The 21,288-nt window shown below is 68.2% G+C and carries 12 protein-coding genes; 9 read left to right on the top strand and 3 right to left on the bottom strand.

Annotated elements, in window-relative coordinates:
• Positions 1-375: 375 nt before the first annotated feature.
• Positions 376-1,821: an alginate lyase family protein gene (locus K4B79_RS39275; protein WP_232032334.1), complete on the bottom strand. Its 1,446-nt coding sequence runs from the start codon at positions 1,819-1,821 to the stop codon at positions 376-378.
• Between the two features lie 194 nt (positions 1,822-2,015).
• Here K4B79_RS39275 and K4B79_RS39270 point away from each other — a divergent pair, with 194 nt between their 5' ends.
• On the top strand, positions 2,016-2,378 hold the full coding sequence (locus K4B79_RS39270) for a VOC family protein (RefSeq protein ID WP_232032211.1): 363 nt from the start codon (positions 2,016-2,018) through the stop codon (positions 2,376-2,378).
• Positions 2,379-2,523: 145 nt separating this feature from the next.
• On the opposite strand, the gene K4B79_RS39265 is transcribed toward K4B79_RS39270, so the two are convergent.
• The gene (locus K4B79_RS39265; protein ID WP_232032210.1) at positions 2,524-2,826 is read right to left on the bottom strand and encodes a hypothetical protein; all 303 of its coding nucleotides are present in this window, start codon (positions 2,824-2,826) and stop codon (positions 2,524-2,526) included.
• 165 nt (positions 2,827-2,991) lie between these two features.
• On the opposite strand from K4B79_RS39265, the gene K4B79_RS39260 reads away from it, so the two are divergent.
• From K4B79_RS39260 to K4B79_RS39235, 6 genes are all read left to right on the top strand, one after another.
• On the top strand, positions 2,992-3,417 hold the full coding sequence (locus K4B79_RS39260) for an Hsp20/alpha crystallin family protein (RefSeq protein WP_232032209.1): 426 nt from the start codon (positions 2,992-2,994) through the stop codon (positions 3,415-3,417).
• A gap of 223 nt (positions 3,418-3,640) precedes the next feature.
• Positions 3,641-4,069: a DUF2267 domain-containing protein gene (locus tag K4B79_RS39255; protein WP_232032333.1), complete on the top strand. Its 429-nt coding sequence runs from the start codon at positions 3,641-3,643 to the stop codon at positions 4,067-4,069.
• A gap of 60 nt (positions 4,070-4,129) precedes the next feature.
• Positions 4,130-4,534 carry an alpha/beta fold hydrolase gene (locus K4B79_RS39250; protein WP_232032208.1) on the top strand — a complete coding sequence of 135 codons (405 nt, stop codon included), beginning with the start codon at positions 4,130-4,132 and terminating at the stop codon, positions 4,532-4,534.
• A gap of 271 nt (positions 4,535-4,805) precedes the next feature.
• A complete protein-coding gene (locus K4B79_RS39245; protein WP_232032207.1) occupies positions 4,806-6,482 on the top strand; it encodes a glycosyltransferase in 1,677 nt (558 codons plus the stop codon).
• A 152-nt stretch (positions 6,483-6,634) separates the two neighbouring features.
• Positions 6,635-7,708, top strand: a complete 1,074-nt coding sequence (locus K4B79_RS39240) for an ankyrin repeat domain-containing protein (protein WP_232032206.1) — start codon at positions 6,635-6,637, stop codon at positions 7,706-7,708.
• A 404-nt stretch (positions 7,709-8,112) separates the two neighbouring features.
• Positions 8,113-8,277, top strand: coding sequence for a hypothetical protein (locus K4B79_RS39235; RefSeq protein ID WP_232032205.1), 165 nt, complete (start codon positions 8,113-8,115; stop codon positions 8,275-8,277).
• 52 nt (positions 8,278-8,329) lie between these two features.
• Here the strand turns inward: K4B79_RS39235 and K4B79_RS48425 are convergent, their stop codons facing one another.
• Complete coding sequence (locus K4B79_RS48425; protein WP_232032204.1) at positions 8,330-12,835, bottom strand: FG-GAP-like repeat-containing protein; 4,506 nt, start codon at positions 12,833-12,835, stop codon at positions 8,330-8,332.
• Positions 12,836-13,753: 918 nt separating this feature from the next.
• On the opposite strand from K4B79_RS48425, the gene K4B79_RS39225 reads away from it, so the two are divergent.
• Both K4B79_RS39225 and K4B79_RS39220 read left to right on the top strand, forming a co-directional pair.
• A complete protein-coding gene (locus K4B79_RS39225; RefSeq protein ID WP_232032203.1) occupies positions 13,754-20,596 on the top strand; it encodes a polymorphic toxin-type HINT domain-containing protein in 6,843 nt (2,280 codons plus the stop codon).
• Between the two features lie 2 nt (positions 20,597-20,598).
• The gene (locus K4B79_RS39220; protein ID WP_232032202.1) at positions 20,599-21,018 is read left to right on the top strand and encodes a hypothetical protein; all 420 of its coding nucleotides are present in this window, start codon (positions 20,599-20,601) and stop codon (positions 21,016-21,018) included.
• The last annotated feature ends 270 nt before the right edge of the window (positions 21,019-21,288 follow it).

Here is a 21,288-nt window from a genome sequence, read left to right as displayed (position 1 = left end):
GGGGCGCGGGGAACTGCGCGACCAGCCACGACGCACCCGCACTCGCCCTACGACCGCACGTGGCACCCCCCATGGGCGCACGGCACCCGCACCCACCTAAGGGGCGCGGGGAACTGCGCGACCAGCCACGACGCACCCGCACTCGCCCTACGACCGCACGTGGCACCCCCCATGGGCGCACGGCACCCGCACCCACCTAAGGGGCGCGGGGAACTGCGCGACCAGCCACAACGCACCCGCACTCGCCCCACGACCGCACGAGGCACCCCCGATGGCGCCAAGCCCGCACTCTCGGACCTACGACGACCATGACCCCCCTAGGGGCGCGGGGAACTGCGCGACCAGCCCCCACTCACCCGCACACGACCCGCAACCTCACACCCCGCCCCGCGAAGCGCCCCGCACACGATCCCGCCGCCGAAGAAACAACAACCCCCCAGCGACCGCCCCGATCCCCGCCGCAGCCGCCCACCCCACGACGGAGTCGGCCCCAGTGGCCGCAAGGTCACTCCCCGCCGCCGGAGAGCGAGAGGCAGACACAGAGGCGGAGCCAGACGCAGAGGCGGAAGGACCACTCGCCCCACCCCCCGACGCCACCGCCCCCGGCGACGACCCCACCGCCCCGGTCACCTTGTCCCGCGTAAACGCCAACGTCCCGAAGCCGAGCTGGTCGTACCCCCCACTGTTGGGCCCGTAATCCCCACCGCCCCCTTCGGGCGAAGCCTTCGCGGCGATACGAGTGACGTACGAAGCCGACAACCCCCGCCGCTTGGTGTAGTGGTTGGAAATCATCGCCCAGATAGGCCGCTGCATCCCCGGATCGACCCCCGCCGCCTGGGTGACGGTCTCGGCCCCGGACCAACCGTTGACGGCACCTTTCGCACGCGTGTTGGCGGTGAAGGGCACCTCACCACCGAGACACCACTTGGCCACGTACTGCGCGCCCTTGAGGAACCGGCTGTCGTCGTAGCCGTAGAGGTCGATGCCCTGGTTCCACGCCATCTCGCAGACCGTGCCCATCAGCCCGACCCCGAGCAGCGCGTGCCCCTGGTCCCGCCCGGCCTCCAGCCACTCGGCGAGTCCGTCGTCGTGGACGACGGGGATGGCGTGCTTGATGGAACCGAGCCCCGCGCCATGCTTGAAGTAGTCGACGGCGCGGGCGACTTGGGCCTTGTCCTCGCAGAAGATGCCGGAGGCGAGGACGCAGGCGAGGGCCGCGAGGTCCCAGTTGGTCCAGTAGTTGGTGATGACGGCACCGTTGTGCTCGGCCAGGAAACTGTCGCTGAGCGGAGCGAAGACCGTGCTCAGCATCTCCTGGAACCGGTCGAGCTCGAACTCGGGGTGATCGCGGACGAGTTCGGCGGCGTTGGCGAACTGGTAGCCGTACAGCCCGGCGGCCAGGAAACGGTCCGCGTTCCCGGCGAGCCCCGTCAGCTTGGCCGACCACGCGTTGAGGATCGCGACGGCCGTGTCCGCGTGGGCGCTGTCGCCGCCGACGTGGTGGCGCAGGGCGTTCTGGTAGGCGGCGTGGATGTCGTTGTAGAGGATCGTGTAGTTCTGGCCGGTGCCGCCCCGGACCACGGTCGCCTGCGGACGGGCCGTCCAGCCGCTCTGCGCATGCCGGTTGGCCGTCAGCCGGGCATGGCCGGCGGTGTACGGCTGGGCACCGGCCCTCACCTTGGTCGCCATACGGGCGAGGTCGGATCCGGTGTGCAGCAGACCGGGGTGGACGAAGGCGGCCCCGGCGGCCGCGGCCGGGGCGGCGGAGAGCGCGGTCGTGGCGGCCGCGGCGATACCGACCGCTCCGGTCGCCTTGAGCATGCCGCGGCGGCTGATCAGTGAAGTCACGTACGTCATTCCTCGCGTGCCGGTGGCTGGGACGGTGAGGAGACGCGAGGGTGGGACCGCGGATAACAGAAAGCGAAACCGGAAGTGAGAGCGGGCAGCGGGAAGCAGCAAGCGGGAGTGGAAGTGGAAGTGGATGAAGACGTGGGCCGACGTGAGGAGCCGTGGTCATGACCGTTCGCAGGATCGTCCCCAACATCCAGGTCGCGTCCGAGAAGGCGCTCGCCGGCAGCCGGGACTTCTACGGGCTGCTCGGCTTCGAGGAGGTGATGACCATGGGCTGGGTGACCACCCTCGCCTCGCCCGCCAACCCCACCGCCCAGATCAGCCTCTTCACCGAGGAACGCACCGGACCCGTCGTCCCCGACCTGAGCGTGGAGGTCGAGGACGTCGACACGGTGTACGCCCAAGTCGTGGCCTCGGGCGCGGAGGTCGTACGGGAGCTTCACGACGAGGAGTGGGGCGTACGGCGCTTCTTCGTCCGTGATCCGAACGGGCGGGTGGTGAACGTGCTGACCCACCGGCCCCGCTGAGGGGATGCCGTCAGAGCAGCGGGTGTACGAGGAGCCGTGACCGCCGGCCCGCAGGGTGTCCCGCAGCGCGTCCGGATTGCGGCCGAACCCGGCGGGCAGGCCCAGCGGCCCGCCGACGGCGTCCTGCCGTGCCGCGTGTCGCCGCTCAGCCGTTCCGGTCCGCCACCGCCCACGACGCCAGTGCCACCGCGCCCGCGGCTCCGAACACGGCCGGCCAGGCGCCCACCTTCTTGGCCAGCGGGTGGGATCCGGCGAAGGCGGCGACGTAGGCCGCCGTCAGCGCGCCCGCGGCCTTGCCGCCGGCCCGCCGCCGCCACTGCTGGGCGGCCGCGGCCCCGGCGACGGCCAGGACGGCGCCGCCCAGCGGCCGCTTCTTGGTCCAGCGAGCCACGCCGTACCCGCCGACGAGCCCGCTCGCCGCGACCACCGCGCTGGGAACCTTGGCCATCACTGCCTCCTGCTGTCTGGTGCGCCCCGAGGTTTCCCGAGGTTAACGCCGGGTCCTTTCCCGCCCGCGAACCTGAGTCTGGGGTTGTCAAGTTTTCTCCTCCGAGCTATATAAGAAGCCGTAGGGCATCGCACAGGCAACGCCTGAGGAAAGGAGTGAACCGTGATGCTCATGCGTACGGACCCCTTCCGTGAATTCGACCGCCTCGCGCAGCAGGTCTTCGGCTCCACGACCCGCCCCTCGGCGATGGCGATGGACGCCTATCGGTCCGGGGACGACTTCGTCGTCCACTTCGACCTCCCCGGTATCGACCCCGAGACGATCGAGCTGGACGTCGAGCGGAACGTCCTGAACGTCCGTGCCGAACGCCGCAACCCGGCCCCCGAGGGTGCGGAACTGATCGTCGCCGAACGGCCCACGGGCTCCTTCACCCGCCAGCTCTTCCTCGGCGACACTCTCGACACGGAACGTATCGACGCCTCCTACGACGTCGGCGTCCTCACGCTGCGCATCCCCGTGGCCGAACAGGCCAAGCCGCGCCGCATCCAGATCACGGGCGGCAGCGGCGAACGCAAGCAGATCAGCGGCTGAGAGAACTCCATGGGTGCCGCGTCCGGCACCCATGGACACTCCGGAACCCCAGGAATCCGAAGGAACCGAAGCAATCGAAGTAATCTAAGCGTCTTACATGCCCGAAAAGTTCTAGATGCGTGAAGTGCCTGAAGTGTCTGAAGAGTGTCAGAAGGAGGACCCCGACGTGACCGTGCTGAGCGACCGCCCCGCCACGTCACGGCAGAAGGACGGCAGGGACGGGATGGACCCGATGGTTGGGACGCAGGAGCGGCCCCGGTGGGCCGACCTGGTCGCGGCGGTGCGGGACGCCGGCCAGTACCCGACCTCCGCGGAGGCGGAGCGTGTCATCCGTATCGTCCTGTCGGCCCTCGGTGGCCATGTCATCGGTGACGAACGCGTCGACCTGGCCCGTGCCCTGCCCGAGGAGGCCGCGCGCGTGGTCGCGTCGCAGATCCCGGCGACCCGTCCGCTGACGGCCGCGGAGTTCGTGGACGCGATCGCCGCGCGCGTGCGGGGCGCCACCCCGGCGACGGCCCGCTGGGACGTCAGCTCGGTCCTGAGCGTCCTCCCGTCCCTGGTCGGCGACGACCTGGTGGACCGCATCCTGCTCCAACTCCCGCACGGATACGCTCTGTTGTTCGGTCGAGCGGAACTCGCCCCGGCGATCTGACGGACACGGGGCGGGTGGTGCACCTCCCGTCGCCGCCAACGCGCAGGAGAGGACACACGCGTGACGCCACCCGCCCCCACCCACCTCACGACCCCCGACGGCACCCGCATCGCCTACCGCGACCGGCCCCCGCCCCACCCCCACCCGGCCCCTCACCCGGTCCTCATGCTGCACGGCCTGGCAGGCCACCAGGGCGAGTTCGACGACCTCGCCTCCCGCCTGCACGCCGCCGGGCACCGAGTGGTCTCGTACGACGCCCGTGGCCACGGCGCCAGCACCCTCCGCCCGCCGACCGTCACCCGCGCCGCCCACGTCCAGGACGCCGTCACCCTGATCGAGGAGCTCGCGCTCGCCCCCGTGACCCTGATAGGCCAGTCCCTGGGTGGCCATACGGCGATGCTGCTGGCGTCGGCCCGCCCGGACCTGGTGGGTTCGCTGGTCCTCGTCGAGGCGGGACCGGCGTAGAGGGCGCGAACGGCACCATGCGCCCCGACGAACCGTCCACGATGCTCGCTCGGCGCCCCACAGGCACCCGGCACGTCGTCGTCTTGGGCGCCGCGCACGACGTACACCTTGATCAGCCGGAGGCGTTGTACGGGCTGATCACGTCATTTCTCGCCTGACAGACGATATTTCGTCTCTGAGGAACTCTTGGGGAACTCTTGTCGAATTCCGAACGTTCGGACGGTGTCAGGGGGAAAACAGGGGAACAGGGGATCGGGGCCGGGGGGCTTTCATGATCAAGGTCAGCATTGTCGTGCCCGTGTACAACGCGGGCCGCTATATCGAACTGTGCTCACCGTCGCTGCTCAATCAGAGCTTGGGCAAGGACGAGTACGAGATCATTTACGTGGACGACGGCTCCACCGACGACTCCGCCGAGCGGCTGGACAAACTGGCGGCCGAGCACGCGCACGTCCGCGTGGTCCACCAGGAGAACTCCGGCTGGCCCGGCAAACCGCGCAACGTGGGAGTGCGCCTGGCCAGAGGGGAGTACGTCCAGTTCGTCGACCAGGACGACGAACTGACACCGCGGGCACTCGAACACCTGCACCGCCTCGCCACCCGCAACCACTCGGACATCGTCCTGGGCAAGGTCATCGGCACCATGGCAGGCCCCAGCCGCGTCTTCAAACGCACCGTCGAGAAGTGCACGGCCGAGGACGCGCCGCTCTTCGAGAGCCTCACGCCGCACAAGATGTTCCGCCGCGACTTCCTCCTCACCCACGACCTGACCTTCCCGGAGGGCCCGGTCCGCCTGGAGGACCAGCTCTTCATGGCCCAGGCCTACGTCCGGGCCAAAACGGTCTCGATCCTCGCCGACCAGCCCTGCTACATCTGGAAACGCCGGGACGACGGCGGCAACAACAGCGGACGCGCCGCCACCCCCGAGGACTACTACGGCCATCTGCGCGGCGTGGTGGAGGCCATCAAGGAGGGCACCGAACCGGGCCCGCTCCAGGACCACTTACTGCGCCGCTCCTACCGCGTCGAACTCCTCCGCCCGGTCAGCGAGCCCCGCGTCCTGCAGCGCAAGGGCAAGGCCCTGGAGCGCTACTTCGACGTCGTACGCAAGATGGCCCTGGACGCCTACCCGCCGGGCGTCCGCGAAGGCCTCCCGGCGATCAGCGGCCTGCGGGCACACCTGCTGGAGGAGGGCCACCTCGACTCCCTGGTCGAACTCGCCCGCCGCACCCAGGGCATCAGACCCCGGGTCACCGTGGACGACGTCCGCTGGAGATCCGGCCGGCTCGTCGTCTCCACCACGATGTCCCTGGTCCGCGCCGACGGCGAACCCCTCACCCTCGTCGAGCGCTACGGCCGCCTCCTCATGGATCCCGAGCTGCTGGCCGGCATCGAGGGCGCCGAGGGCTGGGAGTCCCCGCACCCCCTCGGCCACACCCACGGTGAACTGCTCGTCCACGACACCGCCCGCGACCTGTGGTGGTTCCCCGACGTCGACCTCATCCCGCGCACCGAACCGCTCGGCGGCGGCCGGCACCGCGTGGTCCTCACCGGAGAGACCGAGATCGACCCCGCCACCCTGGCCGGCGGCGAGGCGATGCTCCCCGGCACGCACCTGGTGTGGGCCAGCGTCCAGCTCCTCGGCATCGGCCGCCGGGCCCGTGTCGCCCGCGACGACGACGGACCCCGTCTCACCACGACGAAGGTCGCCACCCCACCGCGCCTGGTCATCCCCACCTGGGGCGGCCCGGGCGGCCAACTCCGGCTCGCCGTCGGCCGACCGGGCCACGCCACCGTCTCCGACCGCCTCCTGCTCAGCACCACCGCCGCACCCGGCGTCCGCAAGGCCGCCCGCACCCTCCTCCACCGCCTCCCGCCGGACGTACGCCGCCAGGCACGGACCCTCGCCCGCCGGGCGGACCCCTGGAAGGCGCCGGGCCGGAAGTGAGCACGCCCTTGCTCCGGTAGACCGTCGACAGCCCACCGGTCGGTACGCCGGTCAGCCCGCCAACGGGCTGACCGGCGGACTGCGGGGAGGCCGGACTGTCAGACCCGTCTGCGAGGGTGTGCGCAGCACGCGCGAGTGGGCGGAGGGGGATCATGACAGGGGAGACGGAGCCGACGGGTCTGGTGGGCCCGGCGGCAGGCTGGAACCGGAACTCCGGGAAGTCCGGAAAGTCCGGCCTTTCCAGGAGCTCGGGGAGTTCCGGCTGGGAGGGCCTGACCTGGCGGGACGGGCGGGACTGGCAGGACATCGAGGCCATCCGCCGGCTCCTCGCCCAGGGCGCCGACCCGCACGGCTGGGGATCGGGCTTCGCCCTGCACCGCGCGGCGACCTACGGCTCCCCGGAGGTCGTCGCGGAACTGGCCCACCGCGTCTCGGACGTGGACGCCCGCGAGCCCGACGGTTCGACGGCCCTGTGGCAGGCCGTCATGAACCGCCGCCCCGACAACGCCCGAGCCCTCGTCGCCGCCGGAGCCGACCCCTGGCGCCCCTTGATCGGGGGCTGGTCCCCGGGCCGACTCGCCCTGGCGGGCCCGACCCCTGACCTGTTCCCGCTCCCCGAGGGCGAACCCGGCCTGACCGAACGGGAACGCGCCGCGGCCGAGGAGGGCAACCGCCTCGTCAAGGCCCTCGGCACCTTCCACGAGGACGGCATCGGTCTGGCCTGCGTGGCCGGCATCGACGCCGAGGAGGCGATCCGCCGCTTGGAGGCGACCCCGGCGGACGCCGAGTTCCTGGCCGAGGTCATGGAGTCCCCGTACGACTACGACATGGACGAGATCCTGAACTTCGTCGGCGTCACCACCGTGCCCGGCGGCTGCGTCGTCACCCAGCCCTGGGGCTACGCCCCGTCGATGCCGGGCATCCACACCCGCCTCTCCCGCGGCACCGTCTCCTACGGCCTGTACGCCAACCCCAAGAGTGGCAACCAGGGCAGCATCACCCGCGACGGAGTCATAGAGGGCTCGGACCTCCACCCGGCCGGCGGCCCCGACGCGGACTCCACCCCCGACGACGTCCTGGCCAACTACCTCTTCCACACCGGCGCGGTGGCCTACTGCTGCGCCTACGTCGGCCTACGCCTGACCGACGCCCGAGCCGTACTCGGCCCACCGGACCACTGGGTCGAACTGCCGGCCCGGGACTACTGGGCGACCGCACGCAGATGAACACCACGCCAATTACCTGTGTGCAACCGTGACTTACCCGTGACGCGCCCGGCCCCCTTAGGGTAATCTTCAAGCAAATACCCGTCCGCGCCGGCCAAGCGCCGCGCCGACGACCACGCTGAACGGCGGCAGGCCTCTCGCCTGCCCGAGACCCCGCTTGGAGGTGCGACGATGGCAAGGCAGGGAACTCCCTTCGAACCCGAACCCACCCCGTCCCGCACCCTCCCGGAACACAGCGGCAGCCCTCGTTTCTAGCGCTCCACGCCGCTGACGCCTCCGCGTGACACCAGCGAGAGGCGACGGCCGTTCCTCCTTGCTCCCTTTCCCCTGTGACGCGATTCGCCGTACCCAACCGCAAAGTCGCGCACCAGCACCAACCCCCCTCTCACTCACAGGAGGCACCAATGTTCGATCTCCGAACCGAGGCAGAAATGCGACTCCACTCCGAGAAGCTGGCCAAGGAACTCGCCCTGAAGAAGCAGCACGAGCACACCCCCGAGACCGACGACGCCCCTCCCACCACCACCGACCCGACAACCACCAACACCGAGACCGAGCCGGGCGGTTGACAACCGACCGGGGGCGCGCTGCCGGCGGCCGTAGCCGCCGGCAGCCCAACCCCTACCAGGTCCCGGGCTCCGCGTACCAGGAGCCCCGCGGACCGTCGAACCCGCCGTCCTCGCGACTGCTGAACGTGAACGCCCTGTTGGAGCCGACCGCGTAGTTGTACAGGACGAAGACGTCCGCGCGGCCGTCGCCTCCGGTGTCCCCGGACAGGGGTTGCCCGGAATTGACGGCGTACCACTTGCTCTCGTCGCTCTGCCAACTGCTCAGCGGTGCCTCGAAACCACCGTCGGCCTTGGCCAGGAACGTCCGAAGGCCGGTTATGCCCTTGTCCTCCCCGTACAGCACGGCCACATCGGCGCGTCGGTCCCCGTTGTAGTCCCCGCTGGCCAGCTCAACGCGGTCGATGTCCCACGTGCCCGCTGCGACGTTCCAGGACCTCAACGGCTTGGTGACGACGCCGTCGGCCGTGACCGGGAAGGTCCACAGGGCGACCGCGCCGGTGTTGTGGCCGTAGAAGGCGATGGGGTCCTCGCGTCCGTCGCCGTTGGTGTCGCCGATGGCGTACTTGCCATGGTCGTAGTGCCAGCCCTGGGCCTCGCTCTTCCACATGGTGACCGGGGCGTCGAATGTCCCGTCCGCTTTCGCGAGCAGCTTGTGGACGCCCGTGGTGGCGTTGCCGTAGTCGTAGAAGGCGACGAGGTCGGACCGTTTGTCACCGTTGACGTCTCCGGCGAGCAGCGTCGTCTTCCCCCAGGTCCAGCTTCCCTTGGGGAGGACAAGGGCTTTGGTGTCGTCGAAGGTGCCTTCGCGTGAGGCGAGGAACGACCACACGGTGATGCTGCCGTCGGCGTTCTCCAGGAACCCGGCGACATCGGCGCGTCCGTCGCCGTTGAAGTCACCGGCCGCCCACTTGCTGCGGGAGTAGTCGTAACCCGCTCGGGAACTGGTCCATGCCGGCTCGTCGTCGGGCGCGTTGAAACCGCCACCGGCGGTGGCCGTCGACACGTGGATACCGGTCGACGCGTTCTCGTAGTCGTAGACGGTGATCATGTCGGTACGGCCGTCGCCGTTGACGTCCCCCGAGAGGTCGGTCCGCAGATGTGCGGTCCTGTCCTCGGGCTTGTGTTCCTTGGTGACGCCGCTGGTCCGGTTCCAGCGGATGTAGCCGTTCTCGAAGTCGGCGCGCTTGCCGCCCGCCACCTCGTACTCGGTCGAGGTCGGGAAGCCCAGCCAGCTGTTCTCCGCGTCGAGAGCGTTCCATCTGTCCTGGATACCGCCGCGGATCGGCCATGCGCCCGTCGTGCCGCTGAAGTAGATGGACGAGGTGTAGTCCTGCTGTCCGGGGAACCGGAACCGCTGATAGGAGCCGGCCTTCGGGGATGTCTTCTTCTCGCCGGTCATCGGATAACCCATGTACGCGGGGCCGCCGAGTTCCTTGTACTTGGCGTAGATGTGGCCGTGGATCTCGAAGGCGCCGATGTCGGTGTGCCAGTAGACGGCGCTGGGACGGCCTGCCTTGCGGAAGAGGGTGACGCGCCCTTCACCGTCACCGGTCGCCCGCTCGTCGGAGGCCGGATAGCCCAGAATTCCGCTCTCGCTCCCGAGGGCCGCCCATTTGGTCCGGATGCCGCCTGTGACCGGCCACGCTCCGGTGTCCGGGTGCCAGTAGAGCGAACGGTTGACGGCGGTGGCCCCGGGAGACCGGAAGTGCGCGTACCGCCCCGTCTTGTCGGACGGCGTCAGCACGTCGGTGTCCGGGTGGCCGAACTTCGCCGTGCCGCCAAGCACCCGGAACTTGGCCAGGAGCGGACCGCACAACGTGTGCTTGCCGGTGGCCTGCGAGGTGAACGCCTCGCACTCCGCCCACGGCGTGCCGCCCGTGACGAGCGGACGCGCGGCACCGAAGGCGGAGCCGCCGGTGAGCGCCTGACCCGGGAACTCGACCGAGCTGCCTTCCCCGTCCCGTGCCCAGAGGTCGGCGAAGCCGTCGTTCTCGAAGTCACCGCTGGTGGCGAGATGGGGGTACGCGGAGGTGGTGAATCCCGTGCCGATCGAGGTGGTGCGAGGGCCGGGCTCCGCGTAGACGGTGAGGTCCGCGACCGTGGTGTCACTGGCCACCGGGTTGCGGCGGCTGGTGTATTGGTGCACCTTCCCCGTCTTGGCGTTGCGCGCCCAGAGTTCTGGCAGACCGTCCTTGTTCAGGTCGCCCGGGGCCATCAGCGTCATGTCCTGCCAGTCCGCGTTGCCCAGGGAGATCGGCGGGACGTTGTCGATGACGCCGGTGTCGTCCCTGGTGCCCAGGTAGAGCCACAGTTCCGCGCCCGACTTGACGAGCAGGTCGGGGACGTCCGCGTCAGTGATCTCGGTGTCGCCCGCGTCCTGGGTGTCGTTGTTCATGCTGCCGATGGCCAGAACCTGGTCCGCGTTGCTCCAGTGATTGAACGCGGTCTCGATCGCCGTCAGTTCGCGACGGTTCGCTTCCTCACGGCGCAGCTCACCGTCGCCGCGGTTCTCATAGACCCAGAGCTCCTTGCGCGCGGGGTCCTCGATGCCCGGCTGGAGGGCGATCAGGTCCTCGTACCCGTCCTCTTCGTTCCAGCTGCCCCAGTGCGTGGTGACCGTCTCGCCGAACGAATCGTCGTATGCCTGCTGTCCCACGCCGAACTTGCCGCTGCCCTGCCCCGGATGGACCCACAGCGCGCCGTCACCGGGGTCCACCGACCACAGGTCGGTCGTCCCGTCGCCGTTGAGGTCGCGTGGCTTGTCCCGCTCGGCCTTCCCCACCGGGTAGAAGAGATACTCCTTGAGGTCCGACCGGTTCGACGCCGCGTCGAGACTGCGTACGTACATGTACTGGGGCCCGGCGTTGAGCGGCTTGTACGGCACGTTCGCCGAAGGGCCACCCGGTTTGGTGGCCTTCACGGTCCTGACCCTGCTGTCGGAATCCGTCCACCACTCGTAACCGGTCACATCCGTGACCCCGCCCGCGGTGAAGACGAAGGTGCCGTCGGTGCGGGCCGGTCCGCCGGACTTCTCCTCCGGGAACTCGTTCGAGGCCACGCCCGGCAGCTTGGACGGACGGGTCTTGTCGTAGGAGAACGTGCAGGTACCGGCCCAGGCGCTGCTGCTCGGAGTGCTGTCATGCGCCCGTACACGCCATTCGTACGCCCCCGTGGCGAGGGCTTTTCCGTCGATGCGCACGCCGGCGACCGAGCCGCGTGTGGCCTTCTCCTTGAGCGAGGTCCACTTCGTCGCGTCCTGCTTCTTGTACTGGAACTCAGCCGTCAGGCTGTTGTCCTCGGCGTCGTTCACCTTCGCGCGCAGCGTGACGTGGTCCGTGGTGCCGAAAGTGCCACCGGCGCAGGGCACGGACGGGCTGGTGGAGCGCCCGGTGGGAACCGACGGCCTGGTGTTGTAACGCGTCGACACACGAGCCGAGTTGGGATCGAACTTGCGATACGAGACGTCGATCGTGTTCGTCTTGGACGACAGAACGAAGGCCCAGTTGCCCCAGTGACTCTTGGACGCCTTGCTGATGGCCGAGGTCACGTCGAACTCCACCAGACCGGCGCTGTCGGCCGGGCAGTTGCGGCCCCCGAAGGACTCGCCCGAGGAGTCGACCAGCTCGCCCCAGGTCGGCTGGTTGTTCCAGCTGATGTTGGTGGGAAGGCTCTTGCCGACGGTGTGCACCCGGATGTCACCCGACTTGCAGGACCAGGAGCCCGCGTACGTCTGCTTGATCCGCAGTGTCGATTCGAGGATCTGCTTGTCCCAGATCTTCGAGGTGGGGATCCGAAAGTAGGTGTTGGCGCGGATCGTGCCACCGCGTTGGGTGTCGTTGGCGTGGCCCACCCGGGCGTCGTCGGACAGCGTTCCGCCGTTCCAGTACACCGTGTTCTCGGAACCGGGGTAGGCCGTGTGCTTGTAGGCGATGGACCAGGCGTTCTTCCAGGCGTCCTTGGCCCAGACGGGGTCGATGACGACCGGGTAGACGGTGGTGGGGTCGGCGAGCATCTCCAGATCGGGCTTCAGGGTCAGCTTGCGGCCCGACAGACCGACGCCCAGGTCTGCCTGATGGGAGCCGTCCGCGGCGCCGTCGAGCACGTCCTTCAACGGTCGCACCACATGGGCGTCGTTCTTCCGGATGGTCCTGCCGGAGAGCGCCGACGCTTCGGCGGAATCCCACATCCTGGGTTTGGGAGCCGAGAAGACAGGTGTGCCCGTGGGGTCGAGAGCACGGAGTTCACCGTCCGGTTCCGCCGCGAGACTGACACCGTTCCCGGTCAGACCGAAATCGATGGCGGCAAGCTCCGGATTCTTCGCGGCTTCGGCGTTCTTGACGACCAATGCGTGGGAGAAGGATTCACCTGCCGCGCTTACCGTCAGGTCCACCCCGGGGAGTACCTCGGGGTAGGTGGCGGTGTCTCCGTCCAGCCGCGGGCGCGGCAGGGGCTCGGGCCAGGAGAGCACGATCTCGCGGCCGTCCTCGGCCATGGTGGCGAGATGTCCGTCTCCGCCGTTGGAGAAGGAGAGCCTGGTCCCGGTGGCTCTGGGAGCCACACGACCGGTCTCGTCGACGGCCAGGGAAGCATCAACGGGGACAAGTTTCCCCTGCTGCCGTACGCGTACGGGAAGGAGTGACCGTTCGACTGTGACGGTGCCGTCCGGATTGGCGAACACTTCCTCCGTCTCGGTGCGACGGGAGACAATTTCTACGCGGTTGCCGGTTTCGGTAGCCCGTTTGTGCGCGGTGGTCTCGTCGGAATTTCTTCCGTTGCTCCGGTTCGCCGCAGAAAGAACATCACTTTCTTTCTCGACTGCTGCTGAAGCTGTCGTAGGAGACCAGCTCAGAAGGCTTGCGATAATAGCAGTCAAGGCGGCCGAAGAGGCTATTCTTCGGCTTCTTTTTCCTCGTCTTCGGTGTTTACTCGCCGCGTGTATCACGGAGAATCCCCCTTGTGTTCGCGAAGTCTGGTCCGAGGGTTGGTCCGACCCCTCCCGTTGATTTCTAGCAGGCTGCGGTGTCCTGCGCGATGAGTAAAGCGGCGACGACGATTTTAGTCACATGTTGTAAATTGATCTGTTTGCCCGTATTTTACGCTGCCGATCCTGTGTACATGCTGTGACGCTTCGGTGTACGGTCCGGAGTCGACCAGGATTGCTGTAGGTGGGGGAGTTTCCGGCATGCGTTTACGTGGGGGGCCGATTCATGTCCGCAGACAGGCGCGGAAGGCGCTGAGATGGCTGATTCCATCTCTCATCCCGGCGCTATTGGTCACCGGTCTTCCAGCCCTTCCCGCTGCTGAGGCGGCGGTCGGCGGAAAGCTGCCGGAGTTGCAGCGGTTGACCAATGTCCCTGGTAAACCGGCCAAGCTCAGCGAGAATGGCCAAGCCCGCGGTTCCTCGCTTCTTTCCGGGGCCAAGCGTTCCTGGAAGGGGAATCCCGCCCTCACCTGGCCGAAACCCGGTGCGGCTTCGGTGACCCTGAATGCGGGCGCGCGTGTCCAGGCCGGATCCCTCCCTGTTCGCCTCACCGCCGGAGCGGGAAAGAGGGCCACGGGCATCGCGCGGGCCGAGGTCGAGGTCGAAGTGAAGGATCGTTCCCTCGCCTCGAAGGCAGGCATAGACGGCCTGCTGCTGAAGGTCCGGCGAGCCGACTCCGCCACCGCGGACACTCCCGCGACCACTCCCCTCACCGTCGACCTGGACTACCGCCGCTTCCGCAACGCCTACGGCGGTGACTGGGGCTCCCGGCTCACCTTCGTGGCGCTGCCCGAATGCGTGCTCACCACTCCCGGGAAGCCCGAGTGCCAGAAGCGCACCCCGGTGACCACCCGCAACAACGCGGCGACCGACACGCTGACCGCCACCGTCGTCCCCCCGGTGGCCGCGCGCTCGTCGCGTACTACCGCGGCGCCCGCCATGGTCCTCGCCGCGGCCGCGGGAGCCCAGGGCACCAACGGCGACTACCGCGCCACGTCCCTCAGCCCCTCAGGTGCCTGGCAGGGCGGCGGAGCCTCCGGCGACTTCAGCTGGTCGTACCCCATGGACATCCCCGCCTCGCTCGGCGGGCCCGGTCCGAGCCTCGCGCTCAGCTACTCCTCGGCAAGCGTCGACGGACGCACATCCGCCACCTCCCAGCAGGCATCCTGGGTCGGCGACGGCTGGGACCTCGGTTCCAACTTCATCGAGCGGACGTACCTCCCGTGCGCCGAGGACCGCAAAGAGGGTTCTGGCTACAACAACCCGAAGAACCCCACCGGTGACCTGTGCCAGGGCCCGCCCGTGGTCACCATGTCGCTGAACGGCTCGTCCACCCAGCTGGTCCTGTCCGACAAGGACAAGACGTGGCGGCCCGCCGCGGACGACGGCTCCCGCGTGGAGCTGAAGACCGGGGCGATCGGCAACGGCGACAAGGAGACCGAGTACTGGGTCGTCACCGACGCCAAGGGCGTGCAGTACCACTTCGGGCGTCACCGGCTCCCCGGGTGGGACACCGCCGACCCGGACCAGAGGACCATCACCAACTCCACCTGGAACGTGCCGGTCTACGGCAATCACCCTGGTGAGCCCTGCTACAAGGCCGCCTACGCCGAAGCCGTCTGCGACCAGGCCTGGCGCTGGAACCTCGACTACGTCGTGGACCCGCGCGGCAACGTGATGACGTACTGGTACACCAAAGAGCGCAACCACTACGGCTCCAACGTCCAGGAGGACGGCAAGTCGACCAGCCGCCCCTATGACCGCGGCGGCTGGCTGAAGAAGATCTCCTACGGGCTGCGGGAGGAGAACCCCTTCGCACCCGCGCCCGCACAGGTCACCTTCGGCATCGGCGAGCGCTGCCTGAAGACCACCGCCTTCAAGTGCGAGGAGGACAAGCTCACCGACGAGGCCACACCGGAGGTCGCCCGCAACTGGCCCGACGTGCCGGCCGACCAGCTCTGTGACGCGGGCAAGGAGTGCAAGGACCGTTACGCGCCCGCCTTCTTCACGCGCAAGCTGCTGACCGGCGTGCACACCTGGGTCCTCAAGGACGGCAAGCCGGAGCCCGTGGACAGCTGGACCCTGACCCAGGACTTCCCCTCCACCGGAGACGGGGGCGTGAACGGCGAGTACCCGCTGTGGCTCTCCCAGATCCGGCACACCGGCAAGAACGGCACCCCGATCTCCCTGCCGCCGGTCACCTTCAAGGGCAAGCAACTGCCCAACCGCGTCGACAACAACGCCGACGGCAACCCGCCGTACCTCCGCTGGCGCGTCGAGGTCATCACGACCGAGACCGGGGCCCGGATCGCCGTCGAGTACGCCGAGCCCGAGTGCAGTGCCAAGGCGCCGAAGAAACTCCCCTCCGCGCCCGAGTCCAACACCCTGCGCTGCTACCCCGTCGTACTGGAGACCCCGGATCCCACCGATCCCACCGGCCGGAAGAAGGTCTACAAGACCGACTGGTTCCACAAGCACCGGGTGGAGGAGATACGGGAGGAGGACGCCAGGAACATCTCGCCGACCAAGAGGACGAGATACGAATACGTCGGCACACCGGCCTGGGCGTACGACGACGAGAGCGAGAACGTCAGCGACAAGGTCCGCACCTGGTCCCAGTGGCGAGGCTACGAACGCGTACGAACCCTCGTCGGCTCCGCCCCCGAAAAGCGCTCCCTGGTCGAGAACCGGTACTTCCGCGGCATGGACGGTGACAAGCAGCCTGGCGAACCCGGAGGCCGCCGTTCCGCGACGATCGTGGACAGCGAGGGCGGAAAGGCCCTCGACCACGAGGAGTTCGCGGGCCAGCTTCGCGAGACCCTCTACTACAACGGCGAAGACGGCGCCCTTCAGTCCGCGACCCTCTACACACCCTGGCGGCACGGTCCCACCGCGACCCGCAAACGAGAGGGCGCCTCGCCCCTGGAGGCGTGGGTGCAGGGGACGACCGAAGTCGCCTCACGCACCATCCTGTCGGGGGACCGCGAGCAACGGCGCACCAAGGTGCAGCACAAGTTCGACGAACGCGGCCTGATCCAGCACACCACCGACCACGGTGACCTGAGCAGGACGGACGACAACTCGTGCGTCAGGTACGAGTACCTGGAGGACACCAAGCAGTGGATCATCGCCCTCCAGACCCGGATCGAGACCACCGCCAAGGCCTGTGACGCCACCGACGTCAAGCGCCCGGACGACGTCATCGACGACAAGCGGCTGCACTACGACGCCAAGGGCAACGTCGACAGAGCCGAGTCGCTGTCCGCGTACACCGACGGAAAACCCGTCTACTCGCTGACCGGCACCACGACCGTCGACACGTACGGTCGCCCCACCTCGGCCACCGACATCTACGGCAAGACGACGAAAACCCAGTACACCCCGCCCTCCGGCTCCGTCGCCACCAAGGTCGTCACCACCAACGCCCTCGGCCACGCCAGCGCCACGGAGATCGACCCGGGCCGCGGCCTGGTGCTCGCCCAGGAGGACGCCAACGAGCGCCGCAACGTCATGGAGTACGACGCGCTCGGCCGCCTCACGAAGGTGTGGTCGCCCGACCGGAATCCGACCACGCAGATCCCGGACGCCGAGTTCAGCTACGACGTACGACCCGACGGCCCCGTCGTGATCACCAACAAGAAGCTGCTGGAGCGCGGCGACTACCGCGTCAGCCACGACATCTACGACGGACTGCTGCGCCTGCGCCAGACCCAGCAGGAGGCGATCGACAGCGGCCGGGCCATCACCGACACCTTCTACGACAGCCGCGGACTGGTGTGGAAGGAGAACGGCGCCTACTTCAACGACAAGGAGCCCGAACCCCAGCTCTGGGCGTCCGACGACAACAAGGTGCCGTCCTCGACCCGCACCGAGTTCGACGGGATGGGGCGCCCGGTCGCCACCATCGCCCGGAAGTTCGGCGTGGAGACATGGCGTACCACGACCTCGTACGGCGGTGACTGGGTTGCCGTCGACCCGCCGCGCGGCGACACCCCGACCAAGTCACTCCTCGACGCCAAGGGCCGCAAGACGCAGCTCCAGCAGTTCAAGGGCGACAGCCCGACCGGCACCGCCTTCGACAGGACCGCCTACAAGTACAACGCCCATGGCCGCCTGGAGTCGGTGACCGACCAGGCGGGCAACGTCTGGTCGTACAAGTACGACCTCCGCGGTCGGTTGCACGAGACGCGCGACCCGGACAAGGGCACGACAACCGTCACCTACGACAAGGGCGACCGCGTCGAGTCGGTCTCCGACGGCCGCACTCCACGCAGGAAGATCGCCTTCGCCTACGACGAAATCGGCCGACCGAAGGCGACACACGAAGGCTCGGTGGCCACGGGCACAAAGCTCACCGAGCAGACCTACGACACGCTGCCGGGCGGACTCGGTTTGCCGGTCGCGTCGACCCGGTACGTGGACGGCAACGCGTACACGCAGGCGGTGACGGGGTACGACGCCGAGTACCGTCCACGGGGCTCGAAGATCACGATCCCCGCGTCCGAGGGCAAACTGGCCGGGGACTACACGTACACCAACACGTACACCACGACCGTCGGCCTGCCACAGACCGTCACTCACCCCGCGGCTGGAGGCCTTCCCTCTGAACGGGTCGCCTTCGGCTACCACGGCTTCGATCAGGTCACCGGTATGTCGGTCGCGGGCAAGACATTCGTCTCCACCACGAACTACACGCCGCTGGGCGACGTCCTCCGCACGCACATCGGCACCTTCGCCCAACAACTCCTCAGCACCCACGAGTTCGACGAGCAGACCCGCAGACCGACCCGGACCGTCCACGACCAGGAGTCGACAGTCGGAGACGCAGTCGTCACCACGCGGATCAGCGACACCCGCACGGCGTACGACCAGGTCGGCAACGTCCTGAAGATCACGGACGCGCAGGGGGCGAACCCCACGCCCGCCACCACCGACACCCAGTGCTTCGCCTACGACTACCAGCGCCGGATGACCGACGCCTGGACGGCGACGGACGACTGCGCGGCCAAGCCGACTCCGGGCGTGAGCGCCGGGCCGAAGGTGGGCGGGCCGGACCCGTACTGGCATTCGTACACCTTCGACGCGGTCGGCAACCGGCAGACCGAGGTCCGGCACGACCCGGGCGGCAACACGGCGAAGGACATCACCAGCGCCTACACCTACGCCAAGGGCCTGTCCACCGGCAGCCGGCTGGAGAGTGTCCTCACCAAGGGGCCGCAGGGCGAGCGGAAGGACACCTTCGAGTACGACGGCGCGGGCAACACCACCAAGCGCACCGTCGACAACACGGCCGCCCCGGGCACCGGCCCCGAGGTCGACCCCACCCCGCAGATCCTGAGCTGGGACGTCGAGGGACATCTCGAGCAGGTGGAGAAGGGGAGCGAGAAGACGTCGTACGTGTACGACGCGGGCGGCAACCGCCTGATCCGCCGTGACCCCTCGGGTACGACGCTCTACCTGCCTGGCACCGAGATCAAGCTCGGCAAGGACGGAGCCGTCGCCAAGGGCACCCGCTACTACACGCACCCGGCCGGCCCGACGATGGTCCGCACCGCCGAGGGCGGCAAGATCACCACCTCGTACCTCCTCCCCGACCGCAACGGCACCGCCACGACATCGGTGGATGCCGCGAGCAAGTCGGTGACCCGACGGAAGTTCACGCCGTTCGGCGAGGAACGTGGCGCCAAGCCCTCGACCTGGCCCGGGGAGAGGGGCTACCTCGGCGGCACGATGGACGAGTCCACCGGGCTCACCCACCTCGGGGCACGCGAGTACGACCCCTCACTGGGCCGCTTCATCTCGGTCGACCCGCAGATGGACACGGCCGAGTCGCAGACGATGAACCCCTACGCCTACGGCAACAACAGTCCGGTGACGTTCTCCGACCCGACGGGGCGCGCGTTCTGCGCGGACGAGGCCTGCCGGACGCGGGTCCCGGTCGGCGGCGGCTCCTCCGGAGGCGGCGGTGGCGGCGACAAGGGGTACTCGGACGGCAGCGACAGCGGCGGAGGTGCTGTACCTCCGGCCCCCGCCAAGCCCGTTCCCACAGTGAGTCAGGAGGACGTCGAGCGGGCCCGCCTGCTGAAACAGCAGAGCAAGATGGACGCCGTCAAACGCATCGCCATGGAAGTCCTCAAGGACGCCAGCGGCTACAACGACGTCGTCTCCTGCATCGGCGGCGACCTGGGCACCTGCGCGATGCTCGCGCTGGAAGCGGCGGTGCCGTGGGCCGGCAAGGCGAAGCGGATCGTCAAGGCACTCGACCGGGCATGGAGCGCCTACAACAAGTGGGAAGACGAGGTCCGTTGGGCCATCGGCACCATGCGCCGCGCCGACCAGGACGCCGCCGCCATGGCCAAGTACGCCGAGGACATGGCGTCCTGGAAGAAGAAGGCCGACGCGGCGAAGGCTGCGAAGAAGGCGGACGAGGCTGCGGCGGAGGCGGCGAAGAAGGCTGACAGCGGAGGCGGCGGCGGAGGTGGGGACGGCGGCGGAGGCGGAGCCTCCTGCCCCATCAGCAACAGCTTCACCCCCGAGACCAAGGTCCTCCTCGCCGACGGCACCGCCAAGGCCATCAAGGACCTGAAGCCCGGCGACAAGGTCCAGGCCACCGACCCCAAGACCGGCAAGACCAAGGCCAAGACGGTCGACGCCACCATCAAGGGCAAGGGCGCCAAGAACCTCGTCAAGCTCACCGTCGACGTCGACGGCACCAAGGGCACGAAGACATCCACGGTCACCGCCACGGACGGCCACCCCTTCTGGGTCCCCGAACTCGCGGACTGGATCGATGCGACGGATCTGAGGGCGGGGCAGTGGCTTCAGACGGGCACGGGCACGCGTGTTCAGATCACGACCATCGAGCGCCGGACCGAGCGGGCCACTGTTCACAACCTCACTGTCAGCGATTACCACACGTACTATGTGCTGGCGGGGGCCACACCGGTACTTGTTCACAACTGCAACGATGGGTATGCGGATGTCTACTTCGACGATGTCGAGGGACACGCGTCCGTCTCGGTTACGCATGGAGACACGACGATGCACACCGAGGCAGGTTCGCAGCCGGGATCGAATTCGGTTCCTGGTGTCCGCACTCGACCCCACTCGCCTGGCACGATTGTTGTCAGGGTCCCGCTTCCCAACGCAAGAAATGCGCAGCGAGCTCAGTACGCTATGGAGGATGTAAATCTCGGTCCGCATGACAACGATACAAACAACTGTGTGACCTATTGCGCGAGAATCTTGAGGGCTGGTGGAGTTGACGTGCCGGCCAATGACTCTCAGAATATCGCCGGTTGGCTACTCAATTCTTCCCATCCGCAGAGGAGACTCTAGTCGTGGCAGCTGATGGTTGGGAGTCACTCAAAGACCAGCCCCCGAACTGGGAAGCGCCCGAGCGGTTGCGGGGCCCCACGGCTTCTGCAGCGATCAATCTTGCTGTTCAGATGATGGGCAGCAACATGATCGGCAACGACGTGATCGAGGTTGTTGCGGAGTTTGTTTCCGCCAAAGTCCGAATTGAGTTGTGGATGGGGCATCGTGAACCCCCTCTGACGCTCGGTCAGAAGTTTGCTGTCGGTCGGGCCAGTTCGGAGGGGCTGCGAATCGCTTATGAATCCTGGGTCAATTATGAAAGGGCATACGGCTCGGCGGGAGGGAAGATATCGCAGGTCAACCAGGAGAAGCGCGCGCTCATCAGTGCTGTTCGTGAGGCTACTGCCATCCTCGCTCGCGCGAAAGCTGACTGCGAGGCTTGAGCTGGCAGGGCGTCCAGGTGTGCTTCTCTGTCATGGTTTGCACTGGCCTCAATGTGAGGCTCCATCAGGTGTGCTTCGGTGGGGCTTCAGAGCACCGTGACGGCAATAGTTGACGGCAACGGCGGCAGACACCACCTTGGTGTCTGCCGCCGTTGCCATCAGGTCTCAGGGGCGGTCAAGGGCGCGCGCGGCCGAGGAGATCGACGGCGTCGCGCTCACGTTGCTGCTGTTCGTGGTGGTGCTTCAGTGAGTGGAGGCAGCGGGCGTGGA

The organism is Streptomyces lincolnensis, assembly GCF_021173675.1.
Taxonomy (GTDB): Bacteria; Actinomycetota; Actinomycetes; order Streptomycetales; family Streptomycetaceae; genus Streptomyces; species Streptomyces lincolnensis_B.
The sequence above is the reverse complement of the archived record's forward strand: the minus strand, read 5'-3'. Positions and strand labels throughout refer to the sequence as shown.